The organism is Acidimicrobiales bacterium, from assembly GCA_016794585.1.
Taxonomy (GTDB): Bacteria; Actinomycetota; Acidimicrobiia; order Acidimicrobiales; family DATDAH01; genus JAEUJM01.
On sequence record JAEUJM010000046.1, the window covers coordinates 39,609 to 61,170 of the forward strand.

Annotated in this window: 20 protein-coding genes and 2 tRNA genes; 13 read left to right on the top strand and 9 right to left on the bottom strand. The window is 72.6% G+C overall.

What is annotated here, in order from left to right:
- The first annotated feature begins 89 nt into the window (after window positions 1–89).
- The 3 genes from JNK12_23505 to JNK12_23515 all read left to right on the top strand — a co-directional run bounded on the left by JNK12_23505 (window position 90) and on the right by JNK12_23515 (window position 1,411).
- A tRNA-Asp gene (locus JNK12_23505) sits at window positions 90–167 on the top strand.
- A gap of 17 nt (window positions 168–184) precedes the next feature.
- A tRNA-Phe gene (locus JNK12_23510) sits at window positions 185–260 on the top strand.
- Between the two features lie 41 nt (window positions 261–301).
- Window positions 302–1,411 (top strand): hypothetical protein, encoded by a 1,110-nt coding sequence (locus tag JNK12_23515; protein ID MBL8778917.1) that lies wholly within the window; start codon window positions 302–304, stop codon window positions 1,409–1,411.
- A gap of 75 nt (window positions 1,412–1,486) precedes the next feature.
- Here JNK12_23515 and JNK12_23520 read toward each other — a convergent pair whose 3' ends face one another.
- Complete coding sequence (locus JNK12_23520; protein MBL8778918.1) at window positions 1,487–2,221, bottom strand: HAD-IA family hydrolase; 735 nt, start codon at window positions 2,219–2,221, stop codon at window positions 1,487–1,489.
- Between the two features lie 94 nt (window positions 2,222–2,315).
- Window positions 2,316–3,722: an NAD-dependent malic enzyme gene (locus tag JNK12_23525; GenBank protein ID MBL8778919.1), complete on the bottom strand. Its 1,407-nt coding sequence runs from the start codon at window positions 3,720–3,722 to the stop codon at window positions 2,316–2,318.
- A gap of 62 nt (window positions 3,723–3,784) precedes the next feature.
- Here JNK12_23525 and JNK12_23530 point away from each other — a divergent pair, with 62 nt between their 5' ends.
- Window positions 3,785–4,879 carry an ATP-dependent DNA ligase gene (locus JNK12_23530; protein MBL8778920.1) on the top strand — a complete coding sequence of 365 codons (1,095 nt, stop codon included), beginning with the start codon at window positions 3,785–3,787 and terminating at the stop codon, window positions 4,877–4,879.
- 9 nt (window positions 4,880–4,888) lie between these two features.
- On the opposite strand, the gene JNK12_23535 is transcribed toward JNK12_23530, so the two are convergent.
- Window positions 4,889–5,281 carry a hypothetical protein gene (locus JNK12_23535; protein MBL8778921.1) on the bottom strand — a complete coding sequence of 131 codons (393 nt, stop codon included), beginning with the start codon at window positions 5,279–5,281 and terminating at the stop codon, window positions 4,889–4,891.
- Between the two features lie 106 nt (window positions 5,282–5,387).
- Between JNK12_23535 and ligD the strand changes: the two genes are divergently transcribed.
- Window positions 5,388–6,416, top strand: coding sequence for a non-homologous end-joining DNA ligase (gene ligD, locus JNK12_23540; protein MBL8778922.1), 1,029 nt, complete (start codon window positions 5,388–5,390; stop codon window positions 6,414–6,416).
- 7 nt (window positions 6,417–6,423) lie between these two features.
- Here the strand turns inward: ligD and JNK12_23545 are convergent, their stop codons facing one another.
- The 3 genes from JNK12_23545 to JNK12_23555 all read right to left on the bottom strand — a co-directional run bounded on the left by JNK12_23545 (window position 6,424) and on the right by JNK12_23555 (window position 10,653).
- Window positions 6,424–7,653, bottom strand: coding sequence for a hypothetical protein (locus tag JNK12_23545; GenBank protein MBL8778923.1), 1,230 nt, complete (start codon window positions 7,651–7,653; stop codon window positions 6,424–6,426).
- A gap of 41 nt (window positions 7,654–7,694) precedes the next feature.
- Window positions 7,695–9,656 carry a hypothetical protein gene (locus tag JNK12_23550; protein ID MBL8778924.1) on the bottom strand — a complete coding sequence of 654 codons (1,962 nt, stop codon included), beginning with the start codon at window positions 9,654–9,656 and terminating at the stop codon, window positions 7,695–7,697.
- Between the two features lie 115 nt (window positions 9,657–9,771).
- Window positions 9,772–10,653, bottom strand: a complete 882-nt coding sequence (locus JNK12_23555) for a 5'-3' exonuclease (protein ID MBL8778925.1) — start codon at window positions 10,651–10,653, stop codon at window positions 9,772–9,774.
- Between the two features lie 41 nt (window positions 10,654–10,694).
- Here JNK12_23555 and JNK12_23560 point away from each other — a divergent pair, with 41 nt between their 5' ends.
- The 6 genes from JNK12_23560 to JNK12_23585 all read left to right on the top strand — a co-directional run bounded on the left by JNK12_23560 (window position 10,695) and on the right by JNK12_23585 (window position 16,443).
- On the top strand, window positions 10,695–11,435 hold the full coding sequence (locus JNK12_23560) for an alpha/beta hydrolase (protein MBL8778926.1): 741 nt from the start codon (window positions 10,695–10,697) through the stop codon (window positions 11,433–11,435).
- Window positions 11,436–11,480: 45 nt separating this feature from the next.
- Entirely contained in the window at window positions 11,481–11,924 is a 444-nt protein-coding gene (locus tag JNK12_23565) for a hypothetical protein (GenBank protein MBL8778927.1), read from the top strand.
- Window positions 11,925–12,461: a hypothetical protein gene (locus tag JNK12_23570; protein MBL8778928.1), complete on the top strand. Its 537-nt coding sequence runs from the start codon at window positions 11,925–11,927 to the stop codon at window positions 12,459–12,461. It begins immediately after the preceding gene.
- Between the two features lie 35 nt (window positions 12,462–12,496).
- Window positions 12,497–12,970: an FABP family protein gene (locus JNK12_23575; protein MBL8778929.1), complete on the top strand. Its 474-nt coding sequence runs from the start codon at window positions 12,497–12,499 to the stop codon at window positions 12,968–12,970.
- A gap of 79 nt (window positions 12,971–13,049) precedes the next feature.
- A complete protein-coding gene (locus JNK12_23580; GenBank protein MBL8778930.1) occupies window positions 13,050–14,414 on the top strand; it encodes an ABC transporter substrate-binding protein in 1,365 nt (454 codons plus the stop codon).
- Window positions 14,407–16,443, top strand: a complete 2,037-nt coding sequence (locus tag JNK12_23585) for an ABC transporter permease (GenBank protein MBL8778931.1) — start codon at window positions 14,407–14,409, stop codon at window positions 16,441–16,443. Before JNK12_23580 ends, JNK12_23585 begins: the two co-directional genes overlap by 8 nt.
- On the opposite strand, the gene JNK12_23590 is transcribed toward JNK12_23585, so the two are convergent.
- From JNK12_23590 to ccrA, 3 genes are read right to left on the bottom strand one after another with little or no spacing between them, the layout of a single operon-like run.
- Complete coding sequence (locus tag JNK12_23590) at window positions 16,388–16,933, bottom strand: carboxymuconolactone decarboxylase family protein (GenBank protein MBL8778932.1); 546 nt, start codon at window positions 16,931–16,933, stop codon at window positions 16,388–16,390. The genes JNK12_23585 and JNK12_23590 overlap by 56 nt on opposite strands.
- An 11-nt stretch (window positions 16,934–16,944) precedes the next feature.
- Window positions 16,945–17,394, bottom strand: coding sequence for a methylmalonyl-CoA epimerase (mce, locus tag JNK12_23595; protein MBL8778933.1), 450 nt, complete (start codon window positions 17,392–17,394; stop codon window positions 16,945–16,947).
- A gap of 32 nt (window positions 17,395–17,426) precedes the next feature.
- Entirely contained in the window at window positions 17,427–18,767 is a 1,341-nt protein-coding gene (gene ccrA, locus JNK12_23600) for a crotonyl-CoA carboxylase/reductase (protein MBL8778934.1), read from the bottom strand.
- Window positions 18,768–18,925: 158 nt separating this feature from the next.
- On the opposite strand from ccrA, the gene JNK12_23605 reads away from it, so the two are divergent.
- The gene (locus JNK12_23605; protein MBL8778935.1) at window positions 18,926–20,272 is read left to right on the top strand and encodes a DivIVA domain-containing protein; all 1,347 of its coding nucleotides are present in this window, start codon (window positions 18,926–18,928) and stop codon (window positions 20,270–20,272) included.
- A gap of 91 nt (window positions 20,273–20,363) precedes the next feature.
- Window positions 20,364–21,545 carry an acetyl-CoA C-acetyltransferase gene (locus JNK12_23610; GenBank protein ID MBL8778936.1) on the top strand — a complete coding sequence of 394 codons (1,182 nt, stop codon included), beginning with the start codon at window positions 20,364–20,366 and terminating at the stop codon, window positions 21,543–21,545.
- The last annotated feature ends 17 nt before the right edge of the window (window positions 21,546–21,562 follow it).

Genomic DNA, 21,562 nt, shown 5'->3' on the forward strand with positions numbered 1-21,562 from the left:
GGACCCATCAATTTTCCGGAGCGGGGCCCCGCGCGGGTACGCTCTACCGTCCGGCCGACGGGGGTGACCTCGGGAGTCGGGTGCTTCACGGTCCCGTGGTGCAGTTTGGAGTGCACGCCGCCCTGTCAAGGCGGAGGTCGCGGGTTCAAATCCCGTCGGGACCGCCAGCAACACCCAAGTTCACGGTCGGGTAGCTCAGTTGGCAGAGCGCGCGCCTGAAAAGCGCGAGGTCACCGGATCGACGCCGGTCCCGACCACCACTTCGTCCCTCCCCTGCTGCGGCCCTCGTAGGCTGCGCGGGATGCGACGATCCACCAGCGGGGTCCTGCTCTGCGGCGCACTCCTGCTGGCCGCCGCCTGCGGCTCCGGAGTCGACGGCGGGGATGATCCCGGCGGCGGCGCCGGTGGGTCCGACGGCACCTCCGGCATCGAGGGAGCGCTCTCGGTCGTGCCCCTCACCGACGGCGCCACCGACTTCGTCGTGGTCAACGACATCGCCGCCGCCGCGGACGCTGCCGGCGTGACCGCGCCAGGGGCCGACGCCGACGACCTCGCCCTGGGCGACTACTTCAGCACCATCTCCGGCCTCGAGGACTCGCCCGTGGCGGTCGCCCCCGCCGAGCTCGTGCAGCAGACGGCCATCGAGGACGACGCCTGGCGCACCGAGCTGGGCTGGGCGCCGGTCGACCTGACGGGCGACGTCAGCGCCGGCCAGCCCCCGAACCACCTCCAGGCCTTCTTCGCCGACTTCGACGCCGCTGAGATCGACGAGGCCGTGCACAGCGACCCCACCTGGAGCGACCAGCTCGTGGAGGTGGAGTACGACGGACTCACCTACTACTCGTGGGGCGAGGACGGGTCCATCGACCCCGAGGGCCTGTCCACCGTCCGCCGCCTCGGCGAGTCGGCCCGCCTGTTCGTGGACGAGGAGGCCGGGCTCGCCTACTGGACCCGCACCACCGAGGGCATGGAGCAGGCGCTGGCCACCTTCGCGGGCGACGCCCCCTCGCTGGCTGACGACCCCGAGCTCGGCCCGATGGCGGCGGCCCTCGACGACCTGGGCGCGTACAGCGCGGTGCTCACCGCGGACGCAGAGCTGTTCGCCGGCGGCGGAGAGCTCGAGCCCTACGACGCGGTGGCGAGCGGCGCCGCCGTGGTCGACGGCGGGCCCCGGCTGCTGCTCGTCTACGCCAACCCCGACGAGGCCACCGCGCAGGCCAACGCCGACGCGCTCGCCGCCCTCGTGGCCGACGGCGAGTCGAGCGCCAACGGCCGACCGTGGTCCGACGCCCTGGGCGCCGGCGAGATCGAGGTCGACGGCACCCTCGTCACCGCCACGTTCCCCACCGAGGACGCCCGCCTCTGGAACGGGATCTTCCTCCAGCGCGACAGCCTGCTCACGTTCGACTGAGCGCACCGCCGCCCCGAACCGAGGTGGAGGCGACAGCGTCCGGAATCCGACCGCTCTCGCCTCCACCTCTCGCGGTCAATCGAGCAGCAGCGCCGCCAGCTCGGCGTGGTGGTCGATGACGTGGTCGGCGTCGGGCGACGCGTGGTCGGGGTCGTCCCACACGCCCTGGTAGCGGACGGCGGTCATGCCCGCCGCCTTCGCCCCGCCGGCGTCGGTGCGGCGCAGGTCGCCCACGTGGGCTGCCCGGGCCGGGTCGTCCACACCGACGCCGGCGAGGGCGTGGGCGAAGATGGCGCCGTGGGGCTTGTAGACGCCCACCTCGTCGGAGAAGGACCAGTGGTCGAAGTACCCGAGCAGGCCATAGTGCACGAGGTGTTCCCGCAGGCGGGGCGACCCGGTGATGCCGACGTCGCAGATGATGCCGATGCGCAGGCCGGCGTCATGCAGCGCGGCGAGCGCCTCGCCGATGCCGTCGGTGGGGACCACGTCCTCGCTGCGGCCGTGGGTGACGGTCAGCTCGACGAGCTGATCCACCACGGTCGGCGCCGGCGTGACGCCGAGCTCGGCGAGCACGTCCGCGACCGCCTCGGCGGCGCCGTGCTGGCGGTTGTCGATCCACGCCTGCTCGTGCAGGACGCGCATGGCGTCGAAGGCCGCCTCGAGGCGGTCGCGGGTGACGTCATGCCCTTCCGCGATGAGCAGGTCGGTGTAGACGTCGACACGGCGGTCCCACTGCGCCTCCGGCGGGATGCGCATGAGCGTGTTCCAGTAGTCGAACGTGACCGCGTCGAAGCGCTGCGAGTCGGGCATCACGTCATCCCTAGCAGCCGGCACCCGTCATTCCCGAGGCAATAGCGCGCGCCGAGCGCGCGCTCTTGCCTCGACTTCGGCGTGTGGGCGCCGGTCAGTACTTGCGGATGACGCCGTCGCGGCGGGCGGCCTCGGCGACCGCCTTGGCCACCAGCTCCACCACGTGCTTGTCGAACACCGACGGCACGATGTTGGTGGGCGAGAGCTCGTCGGCGGGCACGCCGGCGGCGATGGCGTCGGCGGCGGCCAGCTTCATGTTCTCCGTGATGGTCGTGGCGCCGGCGTCGAGCGCGCCCCGGAAGATGCCCGGGAAGGCGAGCACGTTGTTGATCTGGTTCGGGAAGTCGCTGCGCCCCGTGGCGATGACCGAGGCGATCCCCTGGCACTGCTCGGGGCGGATCTCGGGCTCGGGGTTGGCCAGGGCGAACACGATGGGCCCGTCGGCCATGCGGCGCAGGTCGTCGGGCTCGATGATGCCGGGGCCGCTCACGCCGACGAACACGTCGGCGCCCTCCATGGCGTCACGGATCGAGCCCTGGCGCTTCTCCGGGTTCGTGACCTTGGCGAACTTCTCCTTGGCCACGTTCAAGTTGTCCCGGCCGGCGTAGATGATCCCCTGGCGGTCGGCGCCGATGACGTCCTGCACGCCCGACTCCATCAGCATCTGGGTGACGGCCACGCCCGCCGCGCCCACGCCGGCGATGACCACCGACAGGTCGGCCATCTTCTTGCCGGTGAGCTTGAGGGCGTTCTCGAGGGCGGCGAGCACGACCACGGCGGTGCCGTGCTGGTCGTCGTGGAACACCGGGATGTCGAGGCTCTTCTTGAGGCGCTCCTCGACCTCGAAGCAGGCCGGGGCGGCGATGTCCTCGAGGTTGATGCCGCCGTAGACGGGGGCGATGCGCTCGACGGTCTCGACGATCTCGTCGGGGCCGCTCACCTTGAGGCAGACCGGGAAGGCGTCGACGCCGGCGAACTCCTTGAACAGCAGGGCCTTGCCCTCCATCACCGGGAGCGCCGCCTCCGGGCCGATGTCGCCCAGGCCCAGCACGGCGGTGCCGTCGGTGACGATGGCCACGGTGTTCTTCTTGATGGTCAGGTGGTGGGCCTGCGAGCGGTCCTTGGCGATCTCGTTGCACACCCGGGCCACGCCCGGCGTGTAGGCCATGGACAGGTCGTCCTTGTCGCCCACGGGCAGCAGGGGCAGCACCTCGATCTTGCCGCCCTCGTGCAGCTCGAAGGTGCGGTCCACGAACTCGATGACCTCGACGCCCTCGAGGCCCTCCATGTGGCGGCGGACCTCTTCCTGGTGGGCCTCGTCGCGGCAGTTGACGTTGATGTTCTCGTCGAGGATCGGGCCCTTGGCCTCGAACCCCCCGATGCCGGCGATGTTCCCGCCGACCTCGCCGATGGCTACCGCGAGGCGCCCCAGCGAGCCGGGCACGTTGTCGAGACGGACCCTGATGCGGACGGAGTACGCGGCGGTGGGTGTGTTGGCCATCGCAGCGAAAGCTAGCGGTGTTCGCCGCGGCCGCCCCAACCGTTCCCTACGCTGCGGCCCCGATGGCCCTCCCGCTCAACCCTCCCGTCAAGCCCATGCTCGCCAAGGCGGTGGCCGGCATCGACCAGCTCCCCGAGGGGGACTACGCCTTCGAGCCCAAGTGGGACGGCTTCCGCTGCATCGTGTTCAAGGACGGCGACCAGATCGAGCTGGGCAGCCGTAACGAGCGCCCGCTGACCCGCTACTTCCCCGAGCTGCTACCGCCGCTGCTGGCCCAGCTGCCCGACCGCTGTGTGGTCGACGGCGAGATCGTGCTGGTCGGCCCCGAGCGCCTCGAGTTCGACCAGCTCCAGCAGCGCATCCACCCCGCCGAGTCCCGCATCAACCGCCTGGCCGAGGAGACGCCGGCCAGCTTCGTGGCCTTCGACCTGCTCGCCCTGGGCGACAAGGACCTCACCGGCCAGCCCTTCTTCCGCCGGCGGGCCCAGCTGGAGAACGCCCTCGCCGACGCCACCGCCCCCATCCACCTCACCCGCACCACGACCGAGCGCGACGAGGCCGAGGACTGGTTCCAGCGCTTCGAGGGCGCCGGCCTCGACGGGGTCATGGCCAAGCCCACCGACGGCCTGTACGTCAGCGACAAGCGGGTGCAGTTCAAGGTGAAGCACCAGCGCACCGCCGACTGCGTGGTTGCGGGCTATCGGGTCCACAAGAGCGGCGACGGCATCGGCTCGCTGCTCCTCGGCCTCTGGGTCGACGGCGACGACGGCACGCCCGAGCTCAGCCACGTCGGCGTCGCCGCCAGCTTCACGGCCAAGCGCCGGGTCGAGCTCACCGACGAGCTGGCGCCCTACGAGGTCGACGCCACCACCGGCCACCCCTGGCAGGAGTGGGTCGAGCACATGACCAACGCCAGCGAGGCCGGCAAGGTCGCCGGCGGCCTCAGCCGCTGGAACGCCGGAAAGGACCTCTCCTGGCACCCGCTGCGGGCCGAGCTGGTGTGCGAGGTGAAGTACGGCGGCGTGCTCGACGGCCGCTTCCGCCCCGGCGTCACCCAGTTCCTCCGCTGGCGCCCCGACCGCGAGCCGGCCAGCTGCACCTTCGACCAGCTCGAGCTGCCCCCACCCGTCCAGGTGGGCGAGGTGCTGGGCGGCTGATCAGTCGCCTCAGTCGTCGGCGAAGGCCAGGTCGACCGCCGGCACGGGGTCGCAGCCGAGGCACTGCTGGCGCACCCGCAGGATCGACGCCGTGGCCATGACCGCCACCAGGGCGCCCAGGGCCACCGAGGCGTAGACCGGCATCTCCGCGTGGCCGGCGAGGAAGAGGTAGGCGTAGGGCGTCAGGAAGGCGGCGCCGGCCACCCCGCACCAGCGCTGGGCGGCGGCGAAGTCCTGGGCGCGGAACGCCGCCACGATGCGCACCTGGCCGAGGGCCAGGGGGTACGCGGTGACGACGTCGAGGAAGAGGAAGGCGGCCGGGTTGATCCCGTAGCGGGCGAGGATCGGCCAGGCGAGCACGGCGCGCAGCAGCGAGTACCCGCAGAGGATGAGGATCCACATCCTGCCAACGCGTCCGACTGCCGCGTCTACAGGAGCGGTCATGTTGGGACTCATCGTACTGATGAGGGCCGTCCTGAAGGAATCGGCCCCGACTACCGTCGGCTCGGTGGGGACACCCGACGCCGGAGCGCGCACCATCGAACGGGACGGCCACGAGGTCACCGTGACCAACGGCGACAAGGTGTACTTCCCCGGCAGCGGGGCCACGAAGGGCGATCTCGTCGACTTCTACGTGGCCATCGAGGGGCCCCTCATGGCGGCGGTCGGCGGGCGGCCGGCGCTGATGCAGCGCTTCCCCAACGGGGTGAAGGGCAAGTCGTTCTTCCAGAAGCGGGTGCCCGACTCGCGCCCCGACTGGCTCGACACCACCACGGTCTCCACTCCCAACGGCACCGAGAGCGACGCCCTCGTCCTCACCGACCTGGCCCACGTGCTGTGGGCGGTGAACCTCGGGTGCATCGGCCTCCACCTCTGGCCGGCGCTGGCCACCGACGTCGACATCTCCGACCAGCTCCGCATCGACCTCGACCCGTCCCCCGGCGTCGACTTCGCCGACATCTGCTGGACGGCCCACCAGGTGAAGGCCTTCCTCGACGAGCTCGGCATCGACGTCCACGTGAAGACCACGGGCAACCGGGGCCTGCACCTCTACGCCCTGCTCGAGCCCCGTTGGACGGCCTACGAGGTGCGCGCCGCCGCCGTGGCCCTCGCCCGCGAGCTCGAGCGCCGCCACCCCGAGCGCATCACCGCCCAGTGGTGGAAGGAGGAGCGCGGCGCCCGCGTCTTCATCGATTTCAACCAGAACGCCCCCCACAAGACCGTGTTCGGGGCCTGGTCGGTGCGGCCGAGGGTGGGCGGCCAGGTGTCCACGCCCATCACGTGGGACGAGGTCGACGGCGTCGACCCCGATCAGCTCACCATGGCCACCGTCCCCCCGAAGGTCGAGGCCGAGGGGGACCCGTGGGCGGCGATGTACGGCGCCCCGCAGTCGATCGAGGCGCTGCTGGCGATGTCCGAGCAGGACATGGCCGCCGGCCTCATGGACGCGCCGTGGCCGCCCGTCTACCCGAAGATGCCCAACGAGCCGCCCCGGGTGGCGCCCAGCCGCGCCAAGAAGGACCCGGCCGCCGAGTGAGCCGGCGCTACGACACCTCGGTCGGGGTGGGCTGGGGCGCGTTGCCGGGCTGACCGGAGAGGCCGTCGCCGCGCTGGCCGAAGAAGCCGTCGCCCCAGCAGTAGATGCGGTTGGTGGCGCGCCGCCCGCAGACGTGCAGGTTGCCGATGGTGGCGCCCTTCCAGTCCGTGGCGCCCCCCGCCACTTGCGCCGGCGAGGAGCGACGACCGCCGCCGGCGAGGGTCCCGACGCCGTTCTGACCATCGACGTCATCGCCCCAGCAGTAGAGGCGACCAGTGGTCTTCGTGGCGCAGGTGACGTACGAGCCGGCGTAGACGGCCTTCCAGTCCGTGGCGCCCCCCGCCACCTGCACGGGAGCCGACACGGCCGAGTTGTCGTTGGGCGGCCCGTTGCCGATGCCCCCGAAGATGTCGCTGCCCCAGCAGAAGAGGCGCCCCGACGATCGCCGGGCGCACGAGTGGGTGATCCCCGAGGCCACGCTCGTCCAGTCCGTGCGGGCGCCTGCGACCTGCGTGGGGACCGAGCGGTCCGTCCCCGGCAAGCCCCCGCCGTCACCGACCGCCCCGTCCTGGTCGTCACCCCAGCAGTACAGGCGGCCGTTCGAGCGCCGCCCGCAGGTGTGGTACCCACCGGTGCTGACCATCGTCCAGTCGGCGTTGGTGCCCACGGCCGTCGGCGACTCCACGTTGCCGAAGCCACCGGGGCCGTTGCCGACCTGGCCGTTGTTGTCCCGGCCCCAGCAGTAGATGCGCTTGTTGGCCCGCCGTCCGCAGGTCGTCTCGCCCAGGCCGGCGCTGACCGACTTCCAGTCCGTCGCCGACCCGATCTGAACCGGCGTCAGCACGTCGCCGCCGCCGGGCCCGTTGCCGAGCTGGCCGAAGTCGTCGCGCCCGAAGCACCACAGGGTGCCGTTGGTCTTGATGGCGCACGTCCACTTGCTGCCGGCGCTCACCGACCGCCAGTCGGTGGCGTTCCCCGCCACCTGCGTGGGGACGGCGACTGGGCTCGTCCCGCCGTTGCCGAGCTGCCCCCGGTTCCCCTCACCCCAGCAGTAGAGGCGACCGGTGTCGCGGACGCCGCACGAGTGGTAGTAGCCGCTGCTCACCTGCACCCAGTCGGCCGTGCTCTCCGGGCCGGCCTGGGCCGGTGCCGCCCCGGCGAACGGGGCCCCCTCCCCGGCCAAGGCCAGTGCCGTCAACGCCACCCCCAGGACCAACCACCGCACGCCGCGCCTCATGGGTGCGAGCGTACGCCTGGTCGCGGTCGGGTGCCCGGCGGTCAGCCCGGGACGTCGACGCAGGTGGCGCGGCCCCGGGAGCCGTCGGGGCGCACGCCCACCGCGCAGACCTGGTGGGGCCCGGGACCCGCCGGCAGGATGAGGTCGAACCCGTGGAAGGGGCCGTAGCCCGGGTGGGTGCCGTTGACGTCGCCGCGCTCGTTCGCCACCAGGCCCAGGTCCACCTCCGGGCCCCCGTCGACGCTGGCCACCACCTGGGTGGGGTCGGCGGTGTCCGGGTCGATGGCCCAGCCGATGAGCTGCACGCCGTCGGCGACCGGCTCCGCCGAGACGATCTCGACCCAGGGCTCCGAGCGGACGGTCACCGCGGCGCACCCGATCTCGGCATCGTCGCCCGGCACCCCCGCGACCCGGAGGCACACCGAGCGCTCCCCCTCGGCGAGCGGCGGTCCCGTGACGACCTGGGCGAACCCGTGGTCGGCGCCGAAGCCCCGGACCAGTTCGAGATCCTCCCGAGGCAGGTCGACGTCGGTCATGGTCGCCCAGGGCTCGTCGCCGCCGTCCACGTACACGTCGACGTCGGCCGGGCCCCGCCCACCGGGCTGCACCGCCCAGCCGTCGAGGTAGAGGCCGCCCGGGCCCTGGTCCGCCAGGCCGATGCTCCCGAGCGACGGCAGCGTGTCGACCGGGACGTCGAGGAAGGCCGGCCACTCGATCGGCACGCGTGCCTCCTCCCGGACCCGGAAGTCGAACTCGTCGGGGTGGTTGGCGATGAACACGCTGCCCCCGCGATCGCCGTGGGCGAGAAAGAGCGCGTACGTGGCCGAGACCGTCTCGAGGGAGTAGACGCCGTTGCGGGGCGGCAGCGACGGGCCCACGGCGAACGAGGTGGCGCCGGGATCCTCGACCGCCCGCCCCAGCTCGTCCATCAGCGCCACCACGTCCTGACCGGCGTCGCTCCACGATCCGAGCGCGACGGCCTGCCCATACAGGCACAGCGCGGCGAACGCGCCCGCTCCCACCAGCGCCACCATGCGCTGGCGGCGCCAGACGAACACCCCGATGCCGACCAGCACCATCGCCGAGCCCAGCGACGACGCCGCGTACAGCCGGTCGACCCAACCGTGGTCCCCGACATCGACGAAGTCGGGGGTCGACACGAGGTACGCGAGCCCAAGGCCCCAGACCGCCAGCCCCGCCAGGACGAGGGAGGGCCCCTCCTGCCACGATCGGGCACCGCGTAGCCAGGCCACCACGCACAGGATCACGCCCACGAGCACGAGGACGGCCACGCCGTCGCGGAGCCACGTCGGCGGCCCCACGGTCCCGAACAGACCGGTGCCGAAGTGCGCCGACCACAGCAGCCCGACGTCGGGGACGCGCAGCTCGGTGGGGTAGGTCGGGTGGGTGATGAGCCACACGGCGGCCAGGCCCACGGCGGCGACCACCCGAAGACGGGCCGCCTCGGTGAGGGGGCGGGCCGAGGGGACGAGCAGCGCCGCCACCACGGCGAGGGGGATGGTCACCTGGTAGCAGAGCACCGAGGCGGCGAAGCAGAGGGCGGCGGGCAACCACCGCCCGTCGGTCAGGCACAGCACGCCCGCCAGGAGCAACAGCACCGACATCAGGGCCTGGGAGGAGGCGCCCCAGACGGTCAGGGAGGTGTGGTTGGCCACCGCGACCCACACCACGGTGACGGCGAGCGGCAGGCGCCCGGGCAGGAGGCGCACGAGCACCAGGTAGAGCAGCACCGCCGCCACCACGTTGAGGAAGGTGACGAGGGCGAACAGCACCAGCGGGTGGTCCCCGGCAAGGCCGTAGAGCACGTTGAAGTGCAGCCACATACCGGGGCGGCTCTCCAGCTTGTGCGCGCCCTGGACCGACCCGAACCAGCCGTGGACCTGCGTGTCGTAGACGAAGTGGAAGTCGTCCTGGAAGAAGCCCGCGCCCCGGAGCGCGTAGAAGGCGGCGCGCAGCAGGACCAGCGCCACGACAAGGGCCACGCTCCTGGGCGAGACCGCCGACCACGGGGCGACCGGGACGGCGCGCAGCGCGGCGAGGCGACCCTTCGCCCCGCCCCCGCCCGATGCCGGCGCCCCTTCGGCCGCCGGTCCGGCCTCAGGTGCGTCCAGCGACAATGCGCTCGGCGCGGCGAACGAAGTTGGGGGCGTCGAGACGCTCGCAGACCTGGACGAAGGCCGGTGAGGGCCCCATCCACTCGAGCTCGTCGACCGAGGCCGAGACCGGCGCGTCGGTCTCGATGGTGGCGATGCGCCGGAACAGCAGCGCCTCCTCGTACTCACGCTGGAGGGTGGCGGCCAGCTTGGCGCCGCCGCGCACCGTGATGTCCCACTGGCCGGCGGCCGGCGGGATGTCCTCGAGGTGTTCATACCGGGCCAGCACCGCCGCCGCGGACTTCGCCCCCCACCCGGCGAGGCCTGGGAAGCCGTCGGCGCTGTCGCCGACGAGCGCCAGGTAGTCCGGGATGGACTCGGGGGGCACGCCGAACTTCTCGATGACGCCGGCGCGGTCCACCAAGAGTTGCTTGCGCCGGTCGTATTGGACGATGCGGGCGTCGTCGGTGACGCACTGGCCGAGGTCCTTGTCCGGCGTGCAGATCAGCACCTGCTCGACCCGAGGATCGGCCGCGGCCATCACGGCCCCGGCGCCGAGAGCGTCGTCCGCCTCGAACTCGACCATGGCCCACACCGTGAAACCCGCCGCGTCCAGCGCCTCTTCGAGCAGGGGGAACTGGGCGAACAGCACCGGATCGACGCCCGAGCCGTCCTTGTAGCCGGCGTAGAGGTCGTTGCGGAACGACTCGATGACGTGGTCGGTGGCGATGGCCACGTGGGTGGCGCCCTCTTCGAGCATCTGGAGCATCGAGCCGACCACCCCCCGGGCGGCGGCGACCTCCATGCCGTCGTCATTGACCCGCGACGGCAGGGCGTAGAAGTACCGGAACAGCTCGTAGGTCCCGTCCACCAGGTGCACCCTCACGTCGGGGAGCCTGCCACAGGGGCACGCACTACCGTCGGGCCATGAGCGCACGGGTGGTGCTGGTGCACGGGGCGTGGCACGGCGCCTGGTGCTGGGACGCGGTGGTCGAGGGCCTGCGAGCCGAGGGGGTCACCGCCGACGCGGTCGACCTTCCCGGGCACGGGGACGACACCATGCCTCTCACCGACCTGTACGGGGACGCCGCCCGGGTCACCGCCGCCCTCGACGCCCTCGCCACCGTGGAGGACGACCCCGTCCTGCTCGTCGGGCACTCCTACGGCGGCGCCGTCATCACCGAGGCGGGCGTGCACCCGAGCGTCGCCCACCTCGTCTACCTGGCCGCCCTGAACCTGGACGAGGGCGAGACCATGCTCGAGGCGGCGCTCGACGACCCGCGCACCGCAGACATCGACCACACCGGGCGCCCCGAGCCCATGGAGGTGCTCTCCATGCTCGACGACGGCTCGGCCGTGATCAGCGACGACGGCGCGGCCGCCATGTTCTACAACGAGTGCCCGCCCGAGGTCGCGGCGGCGGCCACCGCCCGACTCACGCCGCAGCCGCTGCTCAACATGGGCCAGTCGCCCACCCGGGTGGCCTGGCGGGAGCGCCCGTCCACCTACGTGATCTGCGCCCGGGACAACGCCGTGCACCCGGGCCTCCAGCGCATCCTCGCCGACCGGTGCACCGACGCCGTCGAGTGGGACACCGACCACTCTCCCTTCCTCGCCGACCCCGCCCGGGTCACCGCCTTCCTCGCCGGCCTCGCCCGCTCGCTCTGATCCACTCGGTTTACAAACGGTTGCGGTTGACGATAGGTTGCGGTCATGAGCACGGCCGCTCGCCTCGACCTCGAACCCGAGATCCTCGCGGCCCGGATCACCGACGCCCATGCGTCCGACGACGACTGGATGGACCGGTTCCAGACCGCGATCGGGCGCCGGCGCTCGGGCGGTGAGCTCCAGCGCGTCCTCGCGGTCTGGTCGCTCTCCAAGGCCGACGCCGCCCGCCTCTTCGGGGTGACGCGGCAGGCGATCCTCAAGTGGACCCGGGACGGTGTCCCCGCGGATCGGCTCACCGCCGTCGGCGACCTCGCCGCCGCCACGGACCTCCTCCTGCGCTTCCTCCGCCCCGACCGCATCCCCGCGGTGGTGCGCCGGCCCTTCGACGACGCCGGCGGCCGCACCCTCCTCGAGCTCGTGGCCGACGACCCCGCCCTCGCCCTGGCCCACGTCCGGGCCATGTTCGACGTCTCCCGGGCCCACGTATAGGTGCACACCGAGCCGCTCGCCGACGGGCACCGGTGGCTGCGCCTCGCGGATCCCTCCTGGGCCGACCCGCTCGACCCGTCGTACGCCGCTGAAGCAGGCGGGCGCTGGAACCCCCTGGGCAGCCACCCGACGCTCTACCTGAATGAGGACGTCGTCACCGCCCGCATCAACCTCCAGCTGTTCCTCGCCGGCAAGCCGTACGGCCCGGAGGACCTCCTTCCCGAGGCGGCGCCCGTGCTCGTCGGCGCCCGCCTCCCCCGCCGCCAGCAGGTGGCCGACGTCCACACCCCCGCCGGCGTCGCCGCCGTCGGCCTCCCGCGGGGTTACCCGACCGACGCCGACGGTCGCCTCGTCGGCCACGACCGCTGCCAGCCCATCGGCGTGCAGGCAAAGGCCGCCGGCCTCCGCGGCGTCCACTGCCGCTCGGCCCGTGCCCCCTACGGCGCCGGCCGCGAGCTCGCCTGGTTCCCCGCCACCTCCCGCAGCCGCGCCCACCCCGACGGCGTCGAGCACTTCGAGGACTGGTTCTGGGCCTGACCCACTCCCCTGCCGCCGCCACTACCGTGGCGGCGATGGACGCCCCCGGTCTGCCGGCCGAGCTCGAGACCCTCGCCTTCCTCCTCGGGGACTGGGTCGGGGAGGGCGAGGGCGTGTACCCCACCATCGAGTCGTTCGGGTACCACGAGGAGGTGCGCTTCTGGCAAGTGGGCAAGCCCTTCCTCGCCTACACCCAGCGCACCCGCCACGCCGACGACGGCCGCCCGCTGCACGCCGAGATGGGCTACCTCCGCCCCTTCGGCGCCGACGGCGTCGAGCTCTCCCTCGCCCATCCCACCGGGGTCACCGAGATCGCGGTGGGCACCGTCATCGGCGGGCGCATCGACCTCGCCAGCACCGTCGTGGCGCTGACGCCCACGGCCAAGGAGGTCACGGCAGTCGAGCGCACCATCGAGGTCGACGGTGACCATCTGACATACACGCTGCGCATGGCCGCGGTGGGCCAACCGCTCCAGCACCACCTGTCCGCCAGCTTGCGCAGGGCGTGACACCCTTGGGGGTGCGTCGGACCGGGTAACGTCCCGTACTGAACGCTGTTAACCAAGCAACCACATCGGGGGGACCGGGGTGATCCGAGCGGCACGCACGCGGGCGGCGCTGGTCGTCGTCGCGCTCGTCGCCCTGACCGCCACCGCGGCCGCCGCCTGCACCGAGACCGTGCAGCGCTCGGCCACCGGCCCGCCGGCATCCAACGCCACCGGTGACACCATCCCCACCACCGCCCCCGACGGGGCCGTCATCGAGGGCTACGGGGGGCGGGAGGCCAGCTTCGGCACCGTGCCCGACGAGACCGCCGAGGCCACGGGCACCCCGATCCGCATCGGCATGATCAACCAGGAGGACACGCCCCTCGGCTCGTTCCCCGAGCTGCGACTCGCGGTCGAGGCCGGCGTCGAGTGGATCAACACCGAGCTCGGCGGCGTGGACGGCCGACCCCTCGAGCTGCGCCCCTGCATCACCAACTTCTCGGTCGAGCGCTCGCAGGCGTGCGCTCAGCAGATGGTGCGAGACGAGGTGGTGGCGGTGCTCGGCGGCATCGACATCACCTCGAACGGCTCCATCCCCATCCTCGAGCAGAACGAGCTGCCCTACGTCGGGGGCATCCCCATCAACCTCGACGAAGAGCGCAGCCCGATCTCGTTCCAGTTCAGCGGCGGCACGCCCGGGGCGTTCACCGCGTTCGCCTGGTACGCCGCCGAGGTCCTCGAGGCCGAGCACATCGCCGTCGTCTACGCCGAGTACCCGCCCATCCAGACCGCCGCACAGGACTACGGGGTCACCGTCGCCGAGAACCTCGGCGTCGACGAGGTGAGCGAGGTGGCCTTCGGGCTGTCGACCACCGACTTCCTGCCCGTCCTCCAGGAGGCCAACCAGGGCGACCCGGACGCGATCCTCCTCGGCGCCGCCGACACCTCCTGCGTGCCTGCGATGCAGGGCGCCCGGGACCTCGGCATCACGGCCCCCCTGTTCCTGGTGGGCTCCTGCGCCGCCCCCTCGATCATCGCCGAGGCGGGTCGCGAGGCCACCGAGGGCCGCATCTTCAACATCGAGGGCCAGATCGACACCGAGGAGGACAGCACCGCGGCGGTCGACGGCGCCCTCTACGCCCTGGCCATCCTCAAGTACGCCGACGGGCTGGCCCCGGCCGGTGCGGGCACCGTGTCGTTCCGGGGCCTCATGAACCTCTACGCGGTGATGACCCGGATCGGGGCCGACGACCTGTCGCCCGCGACCATCATCGATGACTTCCGGGCCTCGGTCGACACCCCGAGCTTCAACGGCCACCCCTACACCTGCGCCACCCCCCAGGTGCCCGGCCTTCCGTCGCTGTGCGCACCCCAGCAGGTGCTGGTCGAGCAGCGCGACGGCGCCCTCCACGAGGTGTCGGACGGCTGGGTGCCCGTGCCCGAGATCCTGGCCGCCGATGGGTGACCAGCTCCTGCTCGGCCTCGGCGCCGGGTCGGTCATCGCCAGCCTGGCCCTCGGCCTGGTGGTCGCCTACCGCGCCTCCGGCGTGGTCAACTTCGCCCACGCCGCCCTCGGCATGTACGTGGCCTTCGCCTACTTCGAGCTGCGGCGCACCGGCGACCTCGTCCTGCCCATCCTGGGCCTGCCCGAGCGGGTCGGCCTCTTCCCGGTGCACACCGACGAGGCGACGGGCCTCACCACCAACGTCCCCACCGAGGTGACGGCGCTCGCCATCTGCCTCGTGCTCGGCGCCGGCGCCGGCCTCATCGTCTACCTGCTGATCTTCCGGGCGCTGCGCCACGCGCCGGCGCTGGCCCGGGTGGTCGCGTCGCTCGGCCTCCTGCTCTACCTGCTGGCGCTCGCCGGCATCCGCTTCGGCGGCTCGAGCGCGGCCACGGGCGGGACCACCGAGCACGTCCTGCCCGCCCGGGTGGTCCGGGTCCTCGGGACCACCATCCCCCAGGACCGCCTCTGGCTGCTCGGGCTGACCGTCGCCGCCACGCTGGGCCTCTCGGCCCTGTACCGCTGGACGCGCTTCGGCCTCAGCACCCGGGCCGCCGCCGAGAACGAGAAGGGCGCCCTGCTCCTCGGGGTCTCCCCCGACTGGGTCGGCACCCTCAACTGGATGATCGCCGGCGCCCTCGCCGGCGGGGCGGTGATCCTCGTGTCGGGGGCCGGCGTCGTGCGCCTCTCGCCCGCCGAGGTCGCCTTCCTCATCGTGCCGGCGCTCGCCGCCGCCCTCGTCGGCGGGTTCGAGTCCTTCGTCATCACCGCCGCCGCCGGCGTCGCCATCGGGGTGGCACAGTCCGGCCTGGTCAAGCTCCAGGGTGACTGGACGTGGCTCCCCGACGTGGGCCTCCAGCAGGGCCTGCCGCTGGTGGTCATCCTCGTCACCATGGCCGTGCGGGGCCAGACCCTGCCCACGCGCGGCACCCTCTCGGTGGGCCGGTTCCCCCGCTCGCCACGCCCGGTCGCCGTGGGCCGCACCGCGGCGGTGCTCGTGGCCGTCACCGCCCTCGGCCTGCTCACCCTCGGCAGCGACGCCCGCGCCGCCATCATCACCACCACCATCGCCACCCTCGTGTGCCTCTCGATCGTGGTGCTCACGGGCTACGTCGGCCAGATCTCGCTCGCGCCCCTCGCCTTCGCCGGCGTGGCCGCCTTCTCCATGGTCAAGCTCACCAACGACTTCGGGGTGCCGTTCCCCATCGCCCCCCTCCTGGGGGCGCTCATCGCCGCCGGGGTCGGCGCGCTCGCCGGGCTGCCTGCCGTGCGCGTGCGCGGCCTCAACCTGGCCATCGTCACCCTCGCCGCCGCGGTCGCCATCGAGGAGCTGATCTTCAAGTGGGACTGGTTCACCGGCGGCCTGGGGGGCAGCACCGTCCCCGAGCCCACCCTGTTCGGCATCGACCTCGGGATCTCCGCCCGCGGCGACGCCTATCCCCGTCCGGCCTTCGGCCTCCTGTGCCTCGCCGTGGTCGCCGCCTGCGGGATCTTCGTGGCCGCGCTGCGCCGCAGCCCCACCGGCCTGCGCTGGCTGGCCGTGCGGGCCAACGAACGGGCCGCGTCCGCCGCCGGCGTCGACGTCGCCCGGGCCAAGCTGGCCGCGTTCGCGGTGTCGTCGTTCCTCGTGGGCCTCGCCGGCTCGCTGCTCGCCTACCAGCGCCAGAACCTGTCGGTGAGCAGCTTCACCGTCTTCCAGTCGCTCGGCTACCTGGCCGTCACCTACATCGGCGGCGTGGCCAGCATCGCCGGCGCCCTGCTCGCCGGCGCGCTGACCCAGGGCGGGCTCGTCACCGAGCTCACCGGCGGCGACGCCACTTCGCAGTACCAGTTCGCCCTCAACGGGGTGGTGCTGATCGTGGTGGCCATCGTCTACCAGGACGGCCTGGCCGGCGCCCTCGGGCGCCTCTGGGAACGGGTGGTCGGAGGGCGGCTCAGCCGGTCCAGCCCGGCACGCCCTCGTCCAGCTCGACCTCGACCGAGTTCATGAGCCCCGCCAGCATCCGGTAGTAGCCGACGAGCAGGGTCAGCTCGACGAGCTCGGGCTCGGCCCACGTGGCCGCGAGGGCGATCCACGTGTCCTGGCTGATCTTGTCGTGGGCGCACAGCTCGTCCACGGCGTCGACCACCGCCCGCTCGTGGTCGGTCCACTCGCCCACCAGTGCCGGTGTGCGCAGCTCGGTGATGTGACGGTCGTCGAGGCCGACCTCACGCCCGAGCAGGGTGTGCTGGCCCCACTCGTACTCGGCCTCGGTGCGCCACGCGGTGCGCAGGATGGCGATCTCGCGGACGCGGGGGTCGAGGGTCCCCTCGAAGAGGAAGACCCGCCCGAGACGCAGGGCTCGGCGGGACAGGTCGGGGTGGTAGGCGAGGGTGCCGAAGAGGTTGGCGGGTGACGCGGAGCCGGTCGATCTGGCCCCTTCGATGATCTTCTGGCCGACGGGGTCGTCCGAGGACCTGAGGGGATCGATGCGCGCCACCGTCCCCTCCCCTACTCCTGGACCAGCTCGATCAGGGTGCCGAAGGCCGTCTTCGGGTGGACGAACGCCACCGTCGTGCCTCGCGAGCCCGGTCGGGGGGCCTCGTCGATGACCCGGCCGCCGGCGTCCTTCACAGCCTGGAGGGCCACGCCGCAGTCGGCCACGCGGTAGCCGATGTGGTGCAGGCCCTCGCCCTTCTTCTCCAGGTACTTGGCCACCGGCGAGTCGTCGCGGGTGGGGGTGAGCAGCTGGATGTAGGACTCGGCCACGGCGAGGAGCGCCTCCTCCACGCCGTCGCTGTCGACCACCTCGCGGTGCTCGACGGTGGCGCCGAAGGTCCCGCGGTAGTAGTCGATGGCCGCCCCGAGGTCGTTCACGGCGATGGCGACGTGGTCGATCTCGGTGAGCAGCGGGCCGGTGCCCTGACCCGACTCCTGCTGCTGGGCCTGCTCACCGGGCATGCGGGCTTGGATTGCCATCTGTCTCGTCCTCCTTAGGCGCCGTGGCGGCGGAACAGGGTGATCTTGTCCTCGCCGACCTTCTCGCGGAACTCGGGGTCGTCGATGCCGAGGCCCTCCTCGGGGGCGAGGCACAGCACCCCGATCTTTCCCTCGTGGAGGTTGTGGTGGACCTGGTAGGCGGCCTCGCCGACCTCGCTCAGGGGGTACACCGCCGAGAGGATGGGCTGGACCTTGCCCTCGGAGATGAGGCGGTTGGCCTCCCACGACTCCTTGTAGTTGGCGAAGTGGGAGCTGACGATGCGCTTCAGCTTCATCCAGAGGTGGCGGTTGTCGTACTCGATCATGTAGCCGCTGGTGGCGGCGCAGGTGACGATGGTGCCGCCGCGGGCGGTGACGAAGACGGACGCGCCGAAGGTCTGCCGGCCGGGGTGCTCGAACACGATGTCGACGTCACGGCCGATGAGGCCGCGGATGTCCTTGCCCAGCCGGCGCCACTCGGCCTCGTCCTGGGTGTGCTCGTCCTTCCAGAACTTGTAGCCCGCCGCCTTGCGGTCGATGGTGTGCTCGCACCCGAGCTCGTGCAGCAGCTCGGCCTTCTCGGGCGACGACACGACGCCGACGGGGGTGCCGCCGCCGTTGAGGACGTACTGCACGGCGTAGCCACCGAGGCCACCGACCGCGCCCCAGATGAGCACCGCGTCGCCCTGGCGCATCTGCACCGCGTTCGGGCTGACCAGCATGCGGTAGCTGGTGGAGTTGGTCAGGCCGTTGCAGGCCGCCTCTTCCCACGTGAGGTGCTTGGGCTTCGGCATGAGCTGGTTGGCCTTGACCACGGCGAGGTCGGCCAGGCCGCCGAAGTTGGTCTCGAAGCCCCAGATGCGCTGGTTGGTGGCCAACATGGAGTCGTCGTGGGCCGACGGGTCCTGGTCGTCCACGTGGTTGCAGTGGACGGTGACCTTGTCGCCCGGCTTCCAGTTGCGCACCGCGGAGCCCACCTGGAGCACGACGCCCGAGGCGTCCGAGCCGACCACGTGGTAGGGCAGGTCGTGGCGGGCGCCCCACTGGCTCTCCTTGCCGAGGCGCGAGAGGAAGCCGAAGGTGGGCAGCGGCTCGAAGATGGAGGTCCAGACGGTGTTGAAGTTGATGGACGAGGCCATCACGGCCACGTAGGCCTCGTCAGGGGCCAGTTCGGGGCGGGCGACCTCTTCGACGTGGAGGGACTGGCGGGGGTCCTTGTCCTCCGACGCCACCCCCTCCCACATCGCCATCTCGTCCTTCTTGACGAGGGCGGCCCGGTAGGAGTCGGGGAGCGGGAGGGCGGCGATCTCGTCGCCGGAGGCGCCCGCCTGGATGGCTTCAAGGATCTTGTCCATGGGGGCCGAAGGTAGCGGGCCGATCGGGGCGGGGCCGATTCGTGCGGGCGCGGCCCTACCACGGAGAGCACTCGCGCGCTACGCTGAGTGGTCGACGGATCGGGACCGCAACTTGAGCGGTTCTTCGTCCGCACCACACGGCAAGCGAGGTACCGGCGATGGCACTCACCCCTGAGGACATCGAACAGCACATCTTCAAGGTCTCCCGCCGCGGCTACGACAAGGTCGAAGTCGACCGCTTCCTGGGAGAGGTGGCCAAGAGCTACCGGGACCTCCACCAGCGCGCCGACGAAGCCGAGAAGGCCGCCGCCGGGCCGGCCGAGCTGCCCGTGCGTGTCCCCGGCGCCACCACCGAGGGTGGCGGCGCCCTTTTCTCCCTGGACCGCACCCCGGAACCGACGGCCCCCCTCGTGGTCGAGGTGGCGCCCGAGCCCGCCCCCGCCGTCGAGCCCGCCGCGGTCGACCCGGCGCCGGGTGGGGACGACTTCCAGCGCCTCGGCAGCGAAGTGGCCGACGTCTTGCGCACGGCCCACGCGTCCGTGGCCCAGCTGCGCCACGAGGCCGAGGTCGAGGCAGCCATCACCCGCCAGCGCGCCGAGCGGGAGGTGGCCGACCTGCGCCGCGACGCCGAGGTGCAGGCGGCACTCGTGCGCCAGGCCGCCGAACGCGACGTCGCGGTGCTGCGGGCCGACGCCGAGGGGTACGCCTCGCGCCTGCGGGCCGAGGCCGACGAGTACGCCGCCCAGGTACACGTCGACACCGATCGGGCCGCCACCGAGCGCGCCGCGGCCGCGGCACTCGCCCTCGAGCAGGCCGAGCGCCGCCTCACCGAGGCCCGCATCGCCGCCGACGCCGTGCTGGCCGAGGCCGACCAGCGCGCCGCGGCCATCCTCCGAGATGCCGAGGTCGAGGCCCTGGCCCGCCGGGCCGAGCTCGAAGCCGAGTCCGCCCGCGCCGACGCGGAGGCCACGGCCCGCCGCGAGGAGCTCCTGGCCGACGCCGAGCGCCGCCTGGATCTCGCCGCCGGCACCGAGGCCGCGCTCCGCGCCCGCCTGGTGGCGGCCCACGGCGACCTCGGCGCCACCCTGGCCAAGTTCCCCGAGCCCTCGCCAGCCGCCCCGGCTCCCGACCTCGAGCCAGAGCCCCAGACCGAGACCGAGACCGAGACCGAGACGCCGGTCGCCCCCCGGGTCGACCTCACTGGCGCCGGCGACGACGTGGTCCTCGATCTCACCGAGGACGCCGAGGATGCACCCGCCGCCGCCGAGCCCCCCGTGCCCCCGGGCTGGCCCGGTGCCCCACCGGCCACCGGCCGCCTCGACGACCTGTTCGGCGACCACCGTTCCGCCGACCCCACGCCCCTCGCCGCCGAGGGGAGGGTGGCCGCGCCCGAGGCGCCGCTGGCACCGGCCGTCGACACCGACCCGCTGCCCGACATCGTGCGCAACGCCATCGGTCGCGCCGTGCAGAGCGCGGTCGACCGCAGCGACACCGACCCCGCCTGACGGGCCCGCCGCCAGTTTCTTTCGCGAGAACCCGGCCCGTACACTCGCGCCCACCACGAAGCCTGCACGAGGCACCGGGAGGAATCCACCCATGGCTGGTTCTGTCATTCTCACTGGGGCACGCACGCCCGTCGGCAAGCTCTCGGGCGCACTCGCGTCGTTCGCCGCCACCGACCTCGGCGGGTTCGCCATCAAGGCCGCCCTCGAGAAGGCCGGCCTGTCGCCCGAGCAGGTCGACTACGTGATCATGGGCCACGTGCTCCAGGCCGGCGCCGGTCAGATCACCGCCCGCCAGGCCGGGGTGAACGCCGGCATCCCGATGTCGGTGCCCGCCACCACCATCAACAAGGTGTGCCTCTCGGGCCTCAACGCGATCCACCTCGCCGACCTCATGGTCCAGTCCGGCGAGGCCGACATCGTCGTGGCCGGCGGTATGGAGTCGATGACCAACGCCCCGTACCTCCTTCCCGGCGCCCGCCAGGGCTACCGCCTCGGCGACAAGAGCGTCGTCGACTCGATGATGTACGACGGCCTCTTCTGCGCCTTCGACCAGGTGGCCATGGGCGCCGGCACCGAGAAGTACGCGGCGTCCGCCGGCCTCGAGCGCGGCCCGCAGGACGAGCTCGCCGCCGCCTCCCACGAGCGGGCCGCCCGGGCCGCCAAGGACGGCAAGTTCGACGACGAGATCGTTCCCGTCGAGGTGCCGCAGCGCAAGGGCGACCCCGTCGTGGTCACCACCGACGAGGGCGTCCGCGGTGACACCACCGTCGAGTCCCTCGGCGGCCTGCGCCCCGCGTTCGACAAGGCCGGCAACATCACCGCCGGCAACGCCTCGCAGATCTCCGACGGCGGCGCCGCGGTGATCGTCACCTCGAAGGCCAAGGCCGAGGAGCTGGGCATCACGCCGCTCGGCGAGATCGTCAGCTACGGCCAGGTGGCCGGCCCCGACCCGTCGCTGCTCAGCCAGCCGGCACGCGCCATCCAGGCCGCGGCCGCCCGGGTCGACATGGCCATCTCGGACATCGACCTGTTCGAGCTGAACGAGGCCTTCGCCGCCGTCGGCGTGCAGTCCATGGCCGACCTCGGCATCACCGGCGACGTCACCAACGTGAACGGCGGCGCCATCGCCATCGGCCACCCGGTCGGCATGTCCGGCACCCGCGTTGCGCTCACCGTGCTCAACGAGCTCCAGCGTCGCGGCGGCGGCGTCGGCGCGGCCGCGCTCTGCGGCGGCGGCGGCCAGGGCGACGGCATCATCGTCAAGACCCTCTAGTCCCGGCCACCTGCGCC